This window comes from Bacillus sp. z26 (assembly GCF_058313635.1).
In genome coordinates this window covers 621,727-640,275 of sequence record NZ_JBZFQM010000001.1, presented here as the reverse complement: position 1 = coordinate 640,275, position 18,549 = coordinate 621,727, and the positions used below count along the sequence as shown (strand labels likewise).

The window sequence follows — 18,549 nt, the reverse complement described above, 5'->3', positions numbered from 1 at the left end:
AGAGGGAGGGGTTTATTTGTTTATAGATGGAGTGTTTTCTGGGGGAGGTATTAAGGGGTTTGCGCTAATAGGTGCAGTGATGGAATTGGAAGAACGGGGATACAAGTTTAAAAGGATGGCGGGAACAAGCGCAGGAGCCATCATTGCAGGGTTTATTGCCGCAGGGTATTCTGGACGGGAAGTATACGAACTCATGCAAACTGTTAAATTAACGAAGTTGTTGGAATCAAAGAAAAGAATCCGATTTCCGCTTGCAAGATGGCTTAAATTATATTGGAGTATGGGGATCTATAAAGGAGACGCTCTCGAATTGTGGATTGAGGAAGTGTTAGCAAAAAAGAATATCAGGACATTCGCAGATCTTCCAGATAAGCACTTGAGAGTAATTGCCTCCGATCTTACAAATGCAAGCTTGATGGTCTTGCCGGATGATTTGATTAAATACAATATAGACCCCCTACAGTTTTCAGTGGCAAGAGCAATCCGTATGAGCTGCTCTGTTCCTTTTTTCTTTCAACCGATTATACTACGTACGGTTGGACAGAAAAAAATTGTAGTAGATGGAGGGGTTTTAAGTAATTTTCCGATGTGGTTGTTCGATCGGGAAAATGTCATTCCGGAAAGGCCAGTATTAGGATTAAGGATTGTTCCAGAAAATCAGCAAACATTAGTTCAGGAACGCAAGATTGATAATGCGATTGAACTTTTTACATCCTTATTTGAAACGATGAGAAATGCGCATGATTCCAGATATATATCAAGAAAATTTGTCAGTAATATTTTATTTATTCCTGTGAAGGAGACTGGATTTTTAGAATTTTCCGTGTCGGATGAACGCAGAATCAGATTAATCGAACAAGGGAGTGAAGCAGCAATTCAGTTCTTAAAGCACTGGGTTTATCGAATTAAATGATATAAATGAAATTATTTACAGCACTTGCGAAATGGCAGGGGCTTTTTTTTTGCTCTGTTATGATTAAATGTTGCGTTTCTAGCCTTTGCTTTCCGCGGGCGGTCTGGGAGCCTCCTCGGCGATTTACGCCTGTGTGTCTCCCTAGGCCTCACTTTTCTAAGCAAGGAGTCTCAGGCAATCACTACGATCAACCAGCTTATAGATCAACAATGAACTTTAATAAAGTCTTTTCTCAAAAGGGTGATATTTAAACAATATGGCAATGCTTTGATAGTTTATAAGATTGATCACTCTTATTTTCTAAATTTTACCACTTATTAAGGAGAAATAGGATGGTTTGTTTAGTAGGACATTTTTCGCATTTTTAATAACAGTATAATTTTTCACAATAATGATATTGATAATCATTATCAATTAATATATGATAATAATCAACTAATAGTTGAAAGGAAGTTGCAAGAATGAATAGGATTTCAGTTTTACTGGTATCAATAATCATCCTCCTTGCTGGGTGTTCTAGTGGTAACGCTTCATCAAATAAAAATGCAGATTTAAAGGCGGAAGATAATAATAAAGTCGTAAAGATTGCGTGGGGAGATAGCGGGTTTCCTTCTCCGTTTACGTTTACTTCAAATGGGCCCGGAGGTTATTTGCGAAGTAGCTTTACTTTTGACTCTCTTACATGGAAAGATGAGACAGGGGTGATTCCTTGGTTGGCTTCTTCATGGGAAGTATCTGAGGACAAGCTAACCTATACCTTCAATTTAGAAAAAAATGTGCATTTTCACGATGGTGAAACATTAACCGCGGATGATGTTGTTTTTTCATATAACTATTTTAAAAAGCACGCTTTCCAATGGAACGCTGATATGTCTAAAGTAGGTTCACTAAAGAAAATCTCAGACTATAAAGTTGCGATTACATTAACAGAGGAATATTCTCCGTTTATCACTGAAATCGCTGGTATTCTGCCAATTATTCCGGAACACATCTGGAAGGAAATCGACAATCCGCTCGAATATACGCAAAAAGATGCATTAATTGGGACAGGTCCATATATTCTTGACAACTATAATAATTCCACTGGAAATTATCGTTACATGGCTTATGAGGATTATTTTAAAGGTGATGTGACAGTTGAAGAAGTTCAATACCTAAATGTAGAGAATAATATGCTTTCTCTGCAAAAGGGTGAAATCTCCGGTGGCATGACCTATAACTATACAGAAGTGAAGCAGATGGAAAATCAGGGGTATAAGGCACTTCAAAGTAATCCGACAGGAAGTGCTGTACGTATTGTGTTTAATTTAGAGGATGAACAATTACGCGATAAAAGACTCCGTCAAGCTCTTGCCTATGCACTGAATCGTGGGGAGATAGCTGAAAAAGTATTGGGGAATTCTAATACCTTGATTGGCAGTGGAGGGGTGATTCCTCCGGATTCCGAATGGTTTAATGAAGAGGTAAAACAATATGGCTATGATGTGGATCAAGCAAATGAGATGTTAGATTTTCTTGGCTACGAAAAAAATAAAAAAGGAATACGGGAAGATTTAGGTTTAAGAGTTTTAGTTTCCTCTACTTCACAGGAAGCGGAATTAATGAAATCGATGCTCGCGGATGTTGGGGTTAAATTGGAAATCAAAACGGTGGACACAGCTACCTTTACAACTGCTTTAAGTGAGGGCAAATATGATATGGCTCTTACAGGTCATATTGGATTAAGCGGAGACCCTGACTTCCTCCGTTTATGGTTCTCAGGTCAGGCAAGTAATGCTTATGCCGGCAATGCAGTATTTAATCATAAAGAATTTAGCAATCTTGCCACCTTGCAATTATCTCAAAATGGAAAAGAACGTAAAGAAACCATTGATTCTATGCAGGATATTTTATCCGAAGAGTTGCCAACATTAGTCCTTTACCATCGCCCATTCTATTTTGTGTATGATGCCAAAGTATTTGATGGCTGGTTTAACACCTACGGAGGTATCTCGGATGGCATTCCATTGACAGATAACAAGGCAGCGTTTATTGACTATGAGTAAAGTTTTTAAGCTGTACGGTTCAATTCTGCTTATCTTGATCCTATTAAATTTTTGTCTCCCCAGACTTATGCCAGGGGGACCTCTCGAATATTTGGAGGGGCAGGAAAGTGGAGCGACCTTAACAGAACAGCAAAAAAATTCCATGATTGACTATTATGGGCTAAATGACTCAATGGCTGAACAGTTTCTTGATTATTTAAACGGCCTTGTTCAGCTTGATTTTGGGTTTTCTTATACCTATAAATTACCTGTTACAGATATCATAATGGGCCACATCTCGTATACGCTGTGGATTGTTGGGATTTCTTCTATTCTATCAATCGTGATCGGAATTGTTCTAGGATTGTTATCCGGGTGGGTGAATCATCGGAAAGGTGATAAAACATTAATGTCGACAATGCTGGCTATTGGTGCTTTACCTGAATTTTTATTCGGAATGCTATTGCTGATCGTATTTGCTGTAATGCTTAATATTCTTCCAATGAGCGGAGCCCATACGCCATTTATGGACGGTGAATTGGGGTGGGCAAAGGTTAAAGATACTGCAAAACATGCCATTTTACCGATAGTTACACTTACCACTGTGAACCTGACAAGAATCTACTTGCTTGTTCGAAATGAAACGATTCAGGTAGCTTCCTCGCCTTTTATGGAATTTGCCAAGATGAAAGGTGTAAGGGAGTTTCGTTTAATTTACCGACATACCTTTAAAAATGTTTTAATACCTATTTTTACACTGATTATGATAAGAATTGGCTTCACTTTTACAGGTGCAATCTTTGTAGAAACATTATTCTCTTATCCAGGAATTGGGCAATTATTAAAAGAGTCTATTCTTTCCCGTGATTATCCATTGATGCATGGACTGTTTTTATTATTTTCGGTTATGATTTTGATTTGCAATGCACTGGCCGATTCTTTATATCCGAGGTTAGATCCGCGAGTTAAAGGGGGCGAGTATATTGGAAAAGCTTTATAAGCTCCCTTTATTATGTTTAGTTTTTGTGGGTTTGCTTGCATTTATGGGTCCATTATTATCACCTTATTCCGCAATGGATTATAGCGGTGGTTTGTTTGAAACTCCATCATCTCAGCACTGGCTGGGAACAAATCGATTGGGCCAGGATATATTCAGCCAATTATTATACGGCACGCGAACGAGTGTCTTAATCGGGCTCTGTATAGCTTTGTGCTCAACAGTTTTGAGTGTATTACTGGGTCTGGCAGCGGGTTATTTGCCGAGATTCGATAAGTTTATTAATGGATTGGCCAATATTTTATTAGTCCTTCCCAACCTGCTCTTAATTTTATTGGTTGTTGCGTTTACAGGAGCCGGCGTTGTTCAGCTTGTTGTTATTTTAAGTTTATTATCATGGCCAGGCTATATGAGAATTATTCGATCTTCTGTATTAACGTTAAAAGAAAGAGAGTTTGTAAAGGCTTCGGCCCTATTTGGAGGCAGTTCTTTTTATGTATTGAAATCTCATATTCTACCGCAGTTGCGGCCTATTATAAAAACAAAGTTTGTTATGACCTTTCAATCTGCTGTTTTGACAGAAGCAGGTTTAGCATTCTTGGGTTTGGGTGATCCAAATGTAATATCGTGGGGAAGCATGTTGAATTCAGCTTTCTCCCAGACATCTATTTTTTTAACCGGTCAATGGATTTGGATTGTTTTACCGCCAGTGGTAATGCTGCTCATCACAACGATTTCACTAGCCTTTTTATTGGAGAAGAAGCAGGAAAAGCCACAAAAGGCGAAAAAACAACTAATACCCTTAGCTACTGTTGAGAAGTCTCGAGATTTATGCTGTCATTTGGAATCTGTTTCATACGATGAGAAAACAATTGTTGAGAATATCGACTTTACCATTAAAAGAGGAGAGATTGTCAGTTTAATCGGCCCATCCGGTAGTGGAAAAACAACGATAGCCCGGGCCCTATATGGCTTATTGCCGGTGCAGAACTGGATAGGTGATGTTACGTATGACGGTGAGTCAGTTAGGAATGAATCCTTTAAGAAAAAGCACTATTGGAAAACATGTTCATTTATCTATCAGGATGCCCGAGTGGCATTTAATCCCGTACTAAAATTGAGAGAACAGTTTTTAGAAACAGGTATAAGCCTTGAACAAGCTGAAAAAAGTGTAGAAGAAGTCGCTTTAAGTAAGGATATTCTGAATAAATATCCGCATGAATGTTCTGGAGGCATGTTAAGCCGGGCGCTAATCGCGCTCTCTTTGGTACATAAACCTGCGTTTGTGATAGCGGATGAATGTACAAGTGCATTGGATCCGATCTTGAAAAAAGAAATAGTGGAACTCCTTGAAAATAGAGTTCGATCACATGGTATCAGTCTCTTATTTATCACGCATGATTTGGATGTGGCCTATGCAATCTCAGACCGGATTTTTAGTTTAGCTGATAAAAAACTCATGAAGGAAGTGCAATAAATGTTAAGGGTTCATGATGTAAATAAAAGCTACCATAATCAAACAGTGCTTAAGGAAATCAATTTTGAGATTTTGTGCAATGAGTTTGTTTGTTTAATTGGAGAATCAGGATCTGGCAAATCCACAACTGCCGAAATCATTATGGGGATTCAATCACCGACAAGTGGAATTATCGAAACAGAACCTTGTTGTACAATACAATATATTTATCAAAATCCTGAGCGTTCTTTTAATCCGTTTTGGACGATGGAAAAAAGTTTGATGGAACCGCTTGTACTTAAAAAAGAAAAGTTAGAATCTATTAAGAAGAAAATTAAAGAATTAATGGATATAGCAGATTTACCAATGGATTTATTGGAAAAAAAACCAAGCCAATGTTCCGGCGGGCAGAAACAACGATTGGCTATTATCAGAGCTTTATTAATGAATCCTAAACTATTAATAGCCGATGAAATCACTTCTGCTCTGGATCCGCAAACAGAAAAATTAATTATAAATCTTTTAAAGAAATTTCAGGTTGAATTTCATATGTCTGTTTTATACATTACTCACCGAATTCAGTCGATCAGTAATGTAGCGGATCGAATGATGGTACTTGAGGAAGGAACCATTGTCGAAAGCGGGCCTCCCTCACAAATTCTTTACCATTGCACACATCCATATACGAAAAAATTGGTAGACGCATGCCTATATTTTGAAAATAGATCACAGAAAAAGCGGAGACGACTGGTCAGGCCCGAAAAGCATAAGACAGAGGCTCGGAAGGAGGCGTTCTTCCCTCCTGCAGAGGCTATGCTTATGACTCGAGGGACTAGGAGTTGAAGCTAGATTAATCAAAAAGCTGAAGGGCCTTGTTCAGCCGCGACAAGCATAAGAGGAGGCGCGTAGGGAGAGCGCTTTTCATCTCCCGCAGCAGCTACACTTATGACTCGAGGGGTTAGGCCCTGAAGCTGGATTACATAAAAAGCTGAAACAACTGGTCAGGCTCGAAAAGCATAAGACAGAGGCTCGGAAGGAGGTGTTCTTTCCTCCTGCAGTTGACCACACTTATGTCTCGAGCGGTTAGGTCCTGAAGCTAGATTACAAAACACAAGGAGGAGAAAACAATGGAACTTAATATACTGGAACTGTGTCCTAATCACGCGTTTAATTATAAAACCGATTTATCTTCCGGCTCACATACTAAGATAGAAGAGTACGAGTTGGCTACTATTAAATTAGACTCATACGATGTCTTGGTTGTTACGGATTTTGCAGATCAGGAATATCTGTATTCACATAAAGAAAAAATTGAACAATTTCTAAATAAAGGAAAGATTGTTGTCTTTTGTGGGCACTTATTTAGAGCGTGGCTGCCGGGGTGTATGCCAATAATGCCTAAAAAGATTCGCGGCTATCAGGATTACCTAGTAGAAGTACCTGAAAATTCATCCATCTTTAGAGGTGTGGAAGTAGAGGATATGGTTTATACGAAGGGAGTTGCAGGTTTCTTTGCAAGAGGTTATTACCTTCCACCAAAAAATGCAGAAGTTTGCCTAACATTTACAGATGGAAAGGTAATTACATATATTGATCGTGAAACAACGAAAGGGACAGTTATTGTCCATGCTGGACGAAATCTATTTGGGTATGAAAATCGAAAAAATACATCAAACCGAATCACTCCTCAATTCATCGAGGTTCTTAAAAAGGAAGCAGACCGTACAAAAGGAGTTCAGGTATCATGAGAAAAATAGCAGTGATTTACGGCGGACATGCCCCACATTATAGAACATTTCATGAACCAAAATATGCACAGTTTATAGATTCTCTTATTTATCAGCTTGAATTGAAAGATTTCGATTTAACAGGGTTCGATGTGTTGATAATCCCTTCTCAATTAAATGGCCAAATACTGCTTGATAATAAAGATAAATTTTATAAATTTGCCAATCAAGGTGGTATTATTGTGGCTATGGGTCCACAACCATGGGAATGGCTTCCTAATCAAAAGTGGGAAGAACGCCCAACCAATTTCTGGTGGTGGCTTGAGGAAAATGCAAGCAGTGGCTTAGTTGCTAAAAATGATCAACATGAATTTTTCAATTATATTTCGTTGGAGGATTCAACATGGCATCAACATGGAGTATTTTGGCCACCTGAGCATGCAACCACTCTTATTGCAACAGAAGATGGTGGTTCCGTGCTGTACATTGATGAAGAATCAACGAAAGGTACCTGGATTATAACAACACTAGATCCAGACTATCATTATGGGTCCTATTTTATGCCGGCAACCGAACGATTTTTAGATGGTCTTTTTCCATGGTTATACTGTGGAGATTTTAAAAGAGCGTAATATCCTTTTGGGATGATTCGTGAGCTGGGTCGTCTTATTATGGTAAATTCGAGCTATGCAAGAGTTGAATCTTCATAATGTGGGACGTCTTTTACGGGTATAGCAAAATAAAAAACCGTGCTCTTTAAAAAAGGGCGCGGTTTTTTTTTCTTGTTTTCTTTCCTTCTATGACAGTCAGTTTGACGTCTGACTTTTTCTTAGGTCTGTTAATCCTTTGTTCTTTAGAAATAACGGTTAATCCATGTGAATTATTTCTGCTTCTTTTTGTTTTGATTATTTGATATTTACGTTTCTTCTTAGTTGTTTTTCGGGCCGCTTTGCTGTATGCCTGATACTCTTTACCCGAGTTACCTTTCCTGAATCGTGTAAAAATAAAATACATTAAACCAACAACGACGACTCCAACGAGCACATTTTTAATCAGTTGGAACGGATCATTTCTTAAGGTGGATATAAGTCCCAAAGCTGCGAAACCAAGAAGGATATAAACAAAAATCATCGAATTCTTACGATTCACAGAAAGCACCTCCTTTAAGAGTATCATTGGCATATTTAGGAAAAGATAAACAGTCGGCAAGGAATTTATTTTTTCTTTTAATATTCTTTACACTATTTTTTCTTCCATTAAACCTTGTTTATAGCTATTTTCTGTTTCGAGCATTTTGTTAAAGGAAACGATTGCTACCTCAATTTGTTCATCATTGGGTTCTTTGGTTGTTAATAATTGCAGCCACAGACCCGGATATCCTAAAAACCGTAAAACAGGAAGATCACGAACTTTATTCGTTAACTGCAAAACTTCAAACGATAGACCCAGTACGACTGGAATTAATGCAATTCGGTTTAAAATACGGATATAAAGTACATCTGAAGGAACAAACATATATATACATACACCAACAATCACGGTGAACAATATAAAGCTGCTTCCGCATCGATAATGCAGTCTCGAGGCGTTACGAACATTTTCCACCGTTAACTCTTTATTGCTTTCAAATGCATTGATAACTTTATGTTCAGCTCCATGATATTGAAAAACTCTCTTTACGAGCGGTGTCAACGATACAATATAGATATATAGGAGCAATAATATGAGTTTAAAAAACCCCTCCAATAATACTTGTACTGTTTCTCCAGGGGCAATGCCTTTAAAGATAACAGCCAAAAAGATGGGTACCACAGTAAAAAGTAATTTACTCAGTATAAAGGATAAAATTCCCACGCCTGCTACACCCAGAATCATACCCAGTTTGGATGTTTCTTCTTCTTGAATTTTATGATCATCCGCAGGGTCAACATCATATCGATCTGTTGAAAATGATAAGTGTTTGGAGCCGATAGCACTGGATTCCAATAAGGCCACAATCCCACGCAGAAACGGGATTTTTTTTAATTTGATCAGCAGGGGATGGCTGGTTTTTGGTAGTGCATAGGATTCAAATGAACCATCTTTTCGTTTAATAGTAGTTACGGTGCAGTGTTTGCCGCCAAACATAACACCTTCCACTACAGCCTGTCCGCCGTAGATTGGCTTATTATCCAATTTTTTCATCACTCCATAATAGTTAAGTTATATATACTATCTATTCTACAGAATTTTTCTCATTTTCACTAGTGATTGTTTCCATTTTTCTTATGAACTTTGCCTATTTCGCACATACTAGCAGTTGTGAGGTGATTGGAAAATGGAAACAGCGAAAGAAAAGCTGAAAAAGCCGATGGGCTATTATGCTGTGGTTAATTCTGTTGGATTTTTTGGAGGACTGCTTTGGGGAGGGATATTTCAAATCTGTAACTATTTTCATTTTACAGAAATAGGTCCAACATTCCTGCTTCGTACATGGGTGAAAGCAGATTTTGTGAAAGGATGGATGGGAGTGGCGCTCTCAATAGTATGCCTGTGCATTATTTCTATCATTTTTGCCTATATCTACTCTTATATCTTTCGTAAACTAACATCTTATTGGGTGGGTATCGGCTATGGGGTTGTACTTTGGGGAATAGCTTTCCTGGTTTTAAGACCTTTATTTCCAGGAATGAAAACGGTGTGGGAATTATCCAAAGATACAATTGTGACGACATTATGTATTTTTATTTTATATGGACTATTTGTGGGATACTCCATCAGTTATGAATACCATGAAAGGGAATTGGAAGCGAAGGAAGGAAAGAAAGAAAAAGTCGAACCTGTTCAGTAATTCTATAGAGGTATTTTTCACTCTTGTGTTAAAATTGTTAATATCACTTTAAAACACGGGAGCCTGGTTATGGATAAAAAAATTTATTTAATCAACGGACCAAATTTAAATTATCTTGGCAAGCGAGAGCCCGATATTTATGGAAGTACGACTCTTGCAGAACTTGAAGAGTGGTTAACGAATCATTCAGTAAAACTCGGCGCTCAATTGGTGTGTTTTCAATCTAATTACGAAGGGGCAATTATTGATACGCTATATGAAGCGGATGCACACTCGGCTGCGGGGATTATTTTAAATCCGGGAGCATACACCCATTATAGTTATGCAATAAGAGATGCAATTGCCTCTATTTCAGTTCCAGTAATCGAAGTACATATTTCAAATGTCCATGCCAGAGAACCTTTTCGTCATCAATCAGTTACCGCTCCTGTAACAAAGGGTCAAATTGTAGGCCTGGGGCTGAATGGCTATGAATTGGCGCTGCGTGCTTTATTGACTACTAAAGAAAAGGGAGAGGTCTAATCAATGGAAAAAATTCAGAGATTACGTGAAAGATTAAATCAGGAAAATATTGATGCCATCATCATTACAAACCCATATAACCGCAGATATATCTCTAATTTCACTGGTACTGCAGGGGTAGTTATTATCTCCCAAAAGACAGCAAAATTTATTACTGATTTTAGATACGTGGAGCAAGCAGGCAAACAGGCAGTAGGATTTGAGATTATCAAACACAGCGGACCGATTCAAAATGAAGTGGCGTCCCAGTTAAAGGAAATAGGTGTCAAAAGAATCGGGTTTGAACAGGATGATCTTACTTTCTCTACCTATAAATCTTATGAATCAGTTGTAGAAGGTGAACTCATCCCTCTCTCCAATATTGTTGAAAAATTGCGCTTGATTAAGACACCGCAAGAGATTAAGATATTAAAGGAAGCAGCAGACATAGCAGATGCTGCATTTAAACACATTATTGAGTATATTCGTCCAGGTTTAACTGAAATAGAAGTATCAAATGAATTGGAGTTCTTTATGCGCAAGGCAGGGGCAACTTCCTCCTCATTTGATATCATTGTCGCTTCTGGTGCCCGTTCTGCTTTGCCGCACGGTGTTGCCACAGAAAAAGTAATAGAAAATGGCGATTTTGTCACAATGGATTATGGTGCCCTTTATAATGGGTATATATCTGATATTACACGTACAGTAGCGGTCGGTGAACCTTCTAGTGAATTAAAGAAAATATATGACGTTACCCTGGAAGCTCAGTTATATGCAATGGAGCATATTAAACCGGGTATGACAGGTCGACAAGCTGATGCTCTTGCAAGAGATATCATAGCTGCCAAAGGATATGGCGAATATTTCGGTCATTCCCTTGGACATGGGATTGGACTTGAAGTGCACGAGGGTCCTGGACTTTCTGCTAAATCAGATGTTATTTTGGAACAAGGCATGACTGTCACTTGTGAACCTGGTATTTATTTACCTGGAGTTGGAGGAGTAAGAATCGAGGATGATCTCCTCATAACGGAGGATTCCAACGAAACCTTCACTCATTCAACAAAAGATTTACTTATTTTATAAGGCTGTAGGAGGCTATATTGTATGATTTCTGTTAATGATTTTAAAACTGGACTAACGATTGAAGTAGATGGCGGTATCTGGCAAGTAATTGAATTCCAACACGTAAAACCCGGTAAAGGAGCTGCGTTCGTACGTTCTAAATTACGTAACCTTCGTACGGGTGCGATCCAGGAGAAAACTTTCCGTGCTGGTGAAAAAGTTGCAAAAGCACATATTGAAAACCGTAAAATGCAATACTTATATGCAAGCGGCGATAATCATGTGTTTATGGATAACGAAACATATGATCAAATCGAATTGCCATCCAAGCAAATCGAATATGAATTGAAATTCTTGAAAGAAAACATGGAAGTATCTATCATGATGTTCCAAGCCGAAACACTTGGTGTGCAACTTCCGACAACTGTTACTTTAGAGGTAACTGAAACAGAACCGGGTATCAAAGGAGATACAGCATCAGGCGGAACGAAGCCAGCTACTGTTGAAACAGGTCTTACTGTTCAAGTTCCTTTCTTTGTAAATGAAGGTGACAAATTAATCATCAATACTTCTGATGCGTCTTATGTATCAAGAGGTTAATAAGTAGATTTCAAACTCCCGGAGAATTATCCGGGAGTTTTTTCATTTCATTTGGGTCTTTTAAAACTGCCTTCCTAATTCGACCTCTTATCCATCACTCCTTCTTTCACTCCTATTTTAAAATACCGGTTATTTATCTCTCTTCTCTCGATTCAATTCTTTATTATTCATCTATTTTAAGAGATTCACTTGCTCTTTATTTATAAATGCCCCTCTTTTTGTTTGGAAGAAGTCATAAACGGCCTGTCCATGAATACATTTTAAATAATGACAGACCAGGCGAGGGAGAGAAATGGATTCTATTATTGAATTGTTACCTCCGGCTATAGGTGCTCAGTTAAAAAATTTAACCAATAAGCTGGAGGATATAGAAGAAATTAGAATAAGAGTTGGTAGACCGCTTGAAGTGATGTCAGGTAAAGATATCATGTATGGACACAAGCCAGTATTAAGGGAAGATGCAGATTTATTTCTTAATAAAGTCAGTCAGTATTCCTTTTATATGTTAGAGGAAGAACTGAAACGCGGCTATATTACAGTTGAGGGGGGACATCGGGTTGGTTTGGCCGGGAGAGTCATCCTCGAAAATGGGAGAGTCAAGGGGTTGCGGGATATTACGTTTTTCAATATTCGGATTGCCAGACAAAAGAAGGGGATGGTTAATGATTGGGTTCAATATTTATATCATAATCGCTGGCTATCGACTTTGATCATTGGACCGCCGCAGACAGGGAAAACAACATTCTTGAGAGATTTAGCCCGCTATGCCACTTTTGGAAATCCATCTAGCCGTATTCCTGCAATGAAAGTTGGAATTGTTGATGAACGATCTGAAATTGCCGGATGTGTTCAAGGAGTTCCACAAATGGAGTTCGGTATCAGAGTAGATGTTCTCGATGGCTGCCCAAAGGCTGAAGGAATGATGATGATGATCCGCTCCATGAGCCCTGAAATTATTGTAGCTGATGAAATTGGAAGAATAGAAGACTCGGAAGCCATGATGGAAGCGGTTAATGCCGGCATAACCCTATTTATAACGGCACACGGACATTCGCTTAATGATATATTAGCCAGGCCAATTATGAAAAACATCGTAAAGGAAGCTAATTTTGAAAGAATCGTGGAACTAAGGCGAACAGATAAGCCAGGGAGTATATCTAAAATAAAAGATCGTACAGGCAGGGTTTTATATGATGGGGAAAGAGTGAGAGTATGATTAAAATTTTGGGTGCAGTATTGATCATTTTGGCTACGTCCCTTATTGGGTTTGAGGTTTCTAAAAAATTAATCGCCCGACCTAAACATATCCGTGATTTACGCTCAGCACTTCAAATTTTGGAAGCAGAAATCATGTATGGACATTCTCCTCTAAAGGAAGCTGTTTTAACACTGGCAAAACAAATTCCTGCCCCCATTTCGATTCTTTTTACAGACTTTGCAAGTAGGTTGGGTTCAGCTAATCAGTCGGTATCGTCAGCTTGGAAGGAAAGTCTAGAAGTTGTAAGAAAGCAGTCAGAATTGCAGCAAAAAGAAATAGATATCCTTCTTCAATTTGGAGAAACTTTGGGAAAACATGATCGAGAGAGCCAGCAAAAGCAAATTCAACTGGCATTGGTTCATCTTGAGAGGGAAGAAGCAGATGCGGCTGATAAACAGTTGAAATACGACAAGATGGCGAGAAGTCTGGGTTTCTTTGCAGGCCTGCTAATAGCCATTTTATTGATGTAGCAGGAGGGAGATAGCCGGTAATGGGGATTGATATCGATATTATTTTTAAAATTGCAGGTGTTGGGCTGATTGTCGCGTTTATTATTACGATTCTCGATCAGGTGGGAAAGAAAGAATATTCCCAGTGGGTCATATTGGTAAGCTTTATCTATATTTTATTTAATGTGGCACAGGTGGTAGGTCAATTAATTGATCGAATTAAATCCGTGTTTTTATTTCAATAGAAATTTTGGGGTGATGAGCCATTGAAATGTTGCAGATAACGGGTGTTGCGCTGGTTGGAGCATTTCTGGCAATGATCATCAAGGAACAAAAGCCAAATCTAGCTTTCTTACTTGTTGTATTTGTCGGAAGCTCTATATTCCTATTCCTGATAGAAAAAATCTACGAAATAATTCAAATGATTCAGCAATTGGCCGTTAATGCAAATGTGAATATGGTCTACTTATCAACTGTTTTGAAAATTATTGGAATTGCCTATATAGCTGAATTCACCTCGCAAATTACGAAAGATGCCGGGCAGGGAGCGATTGCTTCAAAAATTGAATTGGCAGGAAAAATTATGATTCTTACAATGGCTATTCCAATCTTAACGGTCATTATTGAGAGTGTTATTCAGATGATTCCTAATTAATCATTGTGGTGAAAGGTTTAAAGGGGCTGAAGGATAAATGAAGCAATTTAAGTGGACAAGTATCATCGTTCTGTATCTGATTCTTAGCTTAAGCAATGGTCAAACAAGTCAAGCCTCCCCTAACTCTACTGAATTGCCGGAAGAAACACAGGCTGTTGAAACGTTTAATGTGGATGATATTCCACTTAACGATCTTAAACATTTTTGGGATTCCGTTTACGAGCAATATGGTGGGTTTTTACCTGAGTCCCAAAAAGGAAGTTTTGTAGATTTCGTAAGCGGTGAAAAAAAATTCTCCATAAAAGAATGGCTTAGCGGAATCCTCCAATTCATTTTCCATGAAATCATTGCGAATGGAAAATTATTAGGTACGCTCATTTTATTGACGGTTTTCAGTGTATTTCTTCAAACTTTGCAAAGCACATTTGAAAAAACATCTGTCAGTAAAGTAGCGAACGCCATTGTGTTTATGGTTCTGATGATAATAGCATTAAATAGCTTCCATGTAGCAGTTGATTATGTAAAAGATACAATTTCTACTATCACTGATTTTATGATAGCCTTAATACCTTTACTGCTGGCTCTTATTGCTAGCTCAGGCGGTGTACTGTCATCTGCTTTCTTTCATCCGATGCTCTTGTTTCTAATGAATACAAGTGGAGCATTAATTGAGTATATTGTTTTACCTCTGTTATTTTTATCAACCATGCTCAGTATAGTAAGCATGCTGTCAGAACAATACAAGGTCACTCAGCTTGCTGGTTTATTAAGAACTTGGAGTGTAGGGTTGCTTGGTATTTTCATGACGGTATTTCTTGGAGTGATCTCCGTACAGGGGGTTTCCACTGCTGTAGCAGACGGAATTGGGATACGAACAGCAAAATTTGTGACAGGGAATTTCATTCCTGTAGTTGGAAGGATGTTTACAGATGCAGCGGACACGGTGATAGGAGCTTCACTTATATTAAAAAATACTGTTGGGATTGCAGGTGTGGTGATTTTGCTGATTATGACTGCCTTTCCAGCTATGAAAATATTATTAATCGCATTGGTCTATAAGGTGGCTGCGGCAATTCTGCAACCGCTAGGAGCTGGTCCGATGATTAAGTGTCTCGATATTATCAGTAAGAATATTATATATGTTTTTGCGGCATTAGCGATTGTCAGCCTTATGTTTTTTCTGACCATTACCGTGATCGTGGCAGCAGGAAATATCACGATGATGGTTCGATAGGGGGGAGAAATTCGATGAGTATATTAACAGAATGGGTTACCAATATAATCGTTTTTATTTTATTCGCAGTCATATTGGACATGCTCCTCCCTAGCTCAACCATGCAAAAATATACGAAACTGGTTGTAGGATTGCTCTTAATTGCTGTTTTTATCACTCCCATTCTATCGATATTTAATAAAAACTTTACTAGTGAGATTCAGGAGAAAATTGTGCAGAGCAGTACATGGAGTAATCCAAAAGTAGAAAATTCACTTGAAAGTAAGAAAAGAGAAATAGAAGAGACCCAACAGACATATATATTGGAACATATGGCTGTCCAACTAAAAAACGAAGCAGAAAAGGAGCTGATGGACCAGAGTAATTATGCCATTCAAGATATTAAAATCACACTTATGGATAAGAATGGAGAAATGAATGCAGAAAACATTGAAACCATACAGGTATTTGTGGCAGAAAGCCAGGAGTCCAGCTCAGAGGATGTGCAGCCAGTAGAAACAATAGACATTACCATTGATGAGAAGCAAGCGGAAATAGAGAATATACCGTCATCCGAACTAACAACAATACTATCCACTATATGGGGAATCGATCCAAGCAAAATTGTAATCGGATTAATTGAAGGGGGTGATGGACTTTGATGAAAAAGGATTGGATCCAAAGGATGAAGGACTTGTTCTTTAAGGGAGAGGATGGAAGCAAGGAAAATAAAAAGTACCGGTATATCGCAATCATCTTGTTAGCCGGTATATTATTGATGGCAGCCAGCATGTTTACGAATAAACCAAATTCAACTACAGATCAAACAAATACCGTTTTTCAAACTAGTTCAGCTCAAGATAAACAAAACGAGGAAACGGTCACTACATGGAAATCGTCTTCTTCAAAAAAGTCTGGATCTATTGGAGATATTGAGAAAATGTATGAAAGAGAATTGAAGGATACTTTGGAAACGATGCAAGGGGTCTCTAATGTATCTGTAATCGTTAATATTGATGCAACTGAAAGTAAAGTATATGAAAAAAATTCAGTTGCACAGCGCCAAACGACAGAAGAAACAGACCGTGATGGGGGGGAGAGAAAGGTTGAAGACTTTTCTACGGATGAAAAGATCGTCATTATCCGTGATGGTGATAAAGAAGTACCGCTTGTGAAAGAAACGAAAAAACCGGCAATCCGTGGAGTGTTGATCGTAGCAAAAGGAGCCGATGATGTTCGAATTAAAAAAGAAATCATCGAAGCAGTGACAAGAGTACTGGATGTACCGAGTCATCGTGTAGCTGTATCGGCGAAAAAATAAGATTTTTAAGGAGGAAAAAAAGTGTTATTAAGAAAACAAACGGTTTGGTTATTAACGATGTTAAGTTTGGTGGCGGTGCTAAGTGTATATTATATTACAACTCCTCAGGATACAGCAGTAAATCAGGAAACTCCGAAAGAAAAAACTAATACAAATTCTTCTAAAGAGTCAACCGAAAGTGAAGAATCTTCCACAATTGTGACAAATGAATCAAGTGATTCTGTTTTTGAAGCCATGCGCATTGACTTGAACGATGAAAGAAGCAGGCAGAAAGAGGAACTGACTAATAAGGTAGCTTCAAGTGATTTATCAGAAGAAGAAAGAGTGGAAGCACATGAGCAGATAGAAGCATTGGCTGAAATGTCAACCAAAGAGGATATGTTAGAGACTATGATTATTGCTCTTGGTTATAAAGATGCATTGGTACGGGCAGAAGGAGATCAAATCCAGATTACCGTAAAGGCCGATAAAAAGGATGCAGGTGCAGCGAACGAAATTATTCAGATGGTCACAAAAGAAATTGGTAAAACAAATGCAGTTGCGGTTGAATTCCAGCCGGAAAAATAAGTTCCACAACCCAAGGCAATATCGGTGAGCAGCCGATATTGTTTTTATATGCTGAAAAATATGTAAACCGTTTGTTTATGCTTACTTAATAAATCATCCAGTAGGTTTTAAGGCGGGTCCTTCTCTTTAATTTTTTTACTATCATTAGGGCTGTTTTTTGATAGGATATGAACTCTTGCCAAGCAGGTATGCTCGGTTTTGTTAACGAAGTATAATTTTATATACATAAAAAAAAGGAAAGTAAGGTTCTTTTATCGAATTTATAAATAATCCATTAGTGTGTATAGACAAATATAAATGTTTTAAATCCTGGTACAAAACGAGTTGGAGGAATGTCTGAAGTGAAATTTTTTGATAGTACCTGTTCCACTGACAAACTAGAAATATACGTAAGGTGATAGGTAATTATGAAAATTGTATTTCTACCTGATATTATAGTATCATATTAGTATCTGGTCATAAATAGGAGGGGTGGTTCCTGATGAAAGTACAGGAAATTAGAGAAATTATAAAATTAATTAACCAAACAGGTATAAAAGAGTTTGAGTTTGAACAAGAGGGTACTAAAATAAAAATAATTAAAGGTACTGGATCAGAAAGTACTATACATACGACTGAGGTACCGGTACTTGCTGAGCCAGCAGTACAATCAATACCGCAACAGGAAAGTCAACCATTGTTAAAAGAAGAGAAACGGCCAGTAGTGGAACAAAATGCAGAACAAACATCAAATCTTCATAAAATCACTTCACCGATGGTTGGTACATTTTATGTGTCCTCATCTCCTGAGGACGACGCTTATATAAAATTGGGTGATAAAGTTAAGAAAGATACAATTGTTTGCATAGTGGAAGCAATGAAATTATTTAATGAAATTGAAGCGGAAGTTACCGGAGAGATTGTAGAAATATTAGTGGAAAATGGTCAATTGGTTGAATACGGTCAACCTCTGTTTTTAGTAAAAGGCGAATAG

The 18,549-nt window shown here is 38.0% G+C and carries 22 protein-coding genes; 20 read left to right on the top strand and 2 right to left on the bottom strand.

The annotated features are described in order from the left end of the window. The first annotated feature begins 16 nt into the window (after window positions 1-16). The 7 genes from AC4G3K_RS02965 (at window position 17) to AC4G3K_RS02935 (ending at window position 7,749) form a co-directional block, all read left to right on the top strand. Window positions 17-913 (top strand): patatin-like phospholipase family protein, encoded by an 897-nt coding sequence (locus AC4G3K_RS02965; protein ID WP_491132429.1) that lies wholly within the window; start codon window positions 17-19, stop codon window positions 911-913. 461 nt (window positions 914-1,374) lie between these two features. Continuing rightward, window positions 1,375-2,958, top strand: a complete 1,584-nt coding sequence (locus AC4G3K_RS02960) for an ABC transporter substrate-binding protein (protein WP_491132428.1) — start codon at window positions 1,375-1,377, stop codon at window positions 2,956-2,958. Between the two features lie 91 nt (window positions 2,959-3,049). Continuing rightward, the gene (locus AC4G3K_RS02955) at window positions 3,050-3,937 is read left to right on the top strand and encodes an ABC transporter permease (RefSeq protein WP_491132427.1); all 888 of its coding nucleotides are present in this window, start codon (window positions 3,050-3,052) and stop codon (window positions 3,935-3,937) included. Further along, window positions 3,921-5,411: an ATP-binding cassette domain-containing protein gene (locus AC4G3K_RS02950; protein ID WP_491132426.1), complete on the top strand. Its 1,491-nt coding sequence runs from the start codon at window positions 3,921-3,923 to the stop codon at window positions 5,409-5,411. The genes AC4G3K_RS02955 and AC4G3K_RS02950 overlap by 17 nt, the downstream gene beginning before the upstream one ends. After that, the gene (locus AC4G3K_RS02945; RefSeq protein WP_491132425.1) at window positions 5,412-6,233 is read left to right on the top strand and encodes an ABC transporter ATP-binding protein; all 822 of its coding nucleotides are present in this window, start codon (window positions 5,412-5,414) and stop codon (window positions 6,231-6,233) included. A gap of 284 nt (window positions 6,234-6,517) precedes the next feature. Beyond that, window positions 6,518-7,138: a phosphate starvation-inducible protein PhoH gene (locus AC4G3K_RS02940; RefSeq protein ID WP_491132424.1), complete on the top strand. Its 621-nt coding sequence runs from the start codon at window positions 6,518-6,520 to the stop codon at window positions 7,136-7,138. After that, window positions 7,135-7,749, top strand: coding sequence for a hypothetical protein (locus AC4G3K_RS02935; RefSeq protein ID WP_491075788.1), 615 nt, complete (start codon window positions 7,135-7,137; stop codon window positions 7,747-7,749). The genes AC4G3K_RS02940 and AC4G3K_RS02935 overlap by 4 nt, the downstream gene beginning before the upstream one ends. Before the next feature lie 124 nt (window positions 7,750-7,873). Here AC4G3K_RS02935 and AC4G3K_RS02930 read toward each other — a convergent pair whose 3' ends face one another. Together AC4G3K_RS02930 and AC4G3K_RS02925 are read right to left on the bottom strand one after the other, a co-directional pair. Then, window positions 7,874-8,266: an SA1362 family protein gene (locus tag AC4G3K_RS02930; protein WP_491132423.1), complete on the bottom strand. Its 393-nt coding sequence runs from the start codon at window positions 8,264-8,266 to the stop codon at window positions 7,874-7,876. Between the two features lie 87 nt (window positions 8,267-8,353). Then, entirely contained in the window at window positions 8,354-9,301 is a 948-nt protein-coding gene (locus tag AC4G3K_RS02925) for a DUF1385 domain-containing protein (protein WP_491075786.1), read from the bottom strand. Window positions 9,302-9,434: 133 nt separating this feature from the next. Here AC4G3K_RS02925 and AC4G3K_RS02920 point away from each other — a divergent pair, with 133 nt between their 5' ends. The 13 genes from AC4G3K_RS02920 to accB all read left to right on the top strand — a co-directional run bounded on the left by AC4G3K_RS02920 (window position 9,435) and on the right by accB (window position 18,549). Then, window positions 9,435-9,947, top strand: coding sequence for a YqhR family membrane protein (locus AC4G3K_RS02920; RefSeq protein ID WP_491132422.1), 513 nt, complete (start codon window positions 9,435-9,437; stop codon window positions 9,945-9,947). A gap of 69 nt (window positions 9,948-10,016) precedes the next feature. After that, window positions 10,017-10,469 (top strand): type II 3-dehydroquinate dehydratase, encoded by a 453-nt coding sequence (gene aroQ, locus AC4G3K_RS02915; RefSeq protein WP_491132421.1) that lies wholly within the window; start codon window positions 10,017-10,019, stop codon window positions 10,467-10,469. Between the two features lie 3 nt (window positions 10,470-10,472). After that, entirely contained in the window at window positions 10,473-11,534 is a 1,062-nt protein-coding gene (locus AC4G3K_RS02910; RefSeq protein WP_491075783.1) for a M24 family metallopeptidase, read from the top strand. Window positions 11,535-11,555: 21 nt separating this feature from the next. After that, window positions 11,556-12,113, top strand: a complete 558-nt coding sequence (efp, locus tag AC4G3K_RS02905; RefSeq protein ID WP_491075782.1) for an elongation factor P — start codon at window positions 11,556-11,558, stop codon at window positions 12,111-12,113. A gap of 292 nt (window positions 12,114-12,405) precedes the next feature. Further along, a complete protein-coding gene (gene spoIIIAA, locus AC4G3K_RS02900; protein WP_491075781.1) occupies window positions 12,406-13,329 on the top strand; it encodes a stage III sporulation protein AA in 924 nt (307 codons plus the stop codon). Then, window positions 13,326-13,841: a stage III sporulation protein SpoIIIAB gene (gene spoIIIAB, locus AC4G3K_RS02895; protein ID WP_491075780.1), complete on the top strand. Its 516-nt coding sequence runs from the start codon at window positions 13,326-13,328 to the stop codon at window positions 13,839-13,841. Before spoIIIAA ends, spoIIIAB begins: the two co-directional genes overlap by 4 nt. A gap of 20 nt (window positions 13,842-13,861) precedes the next feature. Further along, entirely contained in the window at window positions 13,862-14,065 is a 204-nt protein-coding gene (spoIIIAC, locus tag AC4G3K_RS02890; protein WP_491075779.1) for a stage III sporulation protein AC, read from the top strand. Between the two features lie 26 nt (window positions 14,066-14,091). Further along, on the top strand, window positions 14,092-14,475 hold the full coding sequence (spoIIIAD, locus tag AC4G3K_RS02885) for a stage III sporulation protein AD (protein WP_491075778.1): 384 nt from the start codon (window positions 14,092-14,094) through the stop codon (window positions 14,473-14,475). A 37-nt stretch (window positions 14,476-14,512) separates the two neighbouring features. Further along, window positions 14,513-15,709: a stage III sporulation protein AE gene (gene spoIIIAE / locus AC4G3K_RS02880; protein WP_491075777.1), complete on the top strand. Its 1,197-nt coding sequence runs from the start codon at window positions 14,513-14,515 to the stop codon at window positions 15,707-15,709. Window positions 15,710-15,723: 14 nt separating this feature from the next. Then, window positions 15,724-16,350, top strand: coding sequence for a stage III sporulation protein AF (spoIIIAF, locus tag AC4G3K_RS02875; RefSeq protein WP_491132420.1), 627 nt, complete (start codon window positions 15,724-15,726; stop codon window positions 16,348-16,350). Continuing rightward, a complete protein-coding gene (gene spoIIIAG, locus AC4G3K_RS02870) occupies window positions 16,350-17,009 on the top strand; it encodes a stage III sporulation protein AG (RefSeq protein ID WP_491132419.1) in 660 nt (219 codons plus the stop codon). Before spoIIIAF ends, spoIIIAG begins: the two co-directional genes overlap by 1 nt. Window positions 17,010-17,030: 21 nt before the next feature. Then, a complete protein-coding gene (locus tag AC4G3K_RS02865) occupies window positions 17,031-17,576 on the top strand; it encodes a SpoIIIAH-like family protein (protein WP_491075774.1) in 546 nt (181 codons plus the stop codon). Window positions 17,577-18,054: 478 nt separating this feature from the next. Then, entirely contained in the window at window positions 18,055-18,549 is a 495-nt protein-coding gene (accB, locus tag AC4G3K_RS02860) for an acetyl-CoA carboxylase biotin carboxyl carrier protein (RefSeq protein WP_491132655.1), read from the top strand.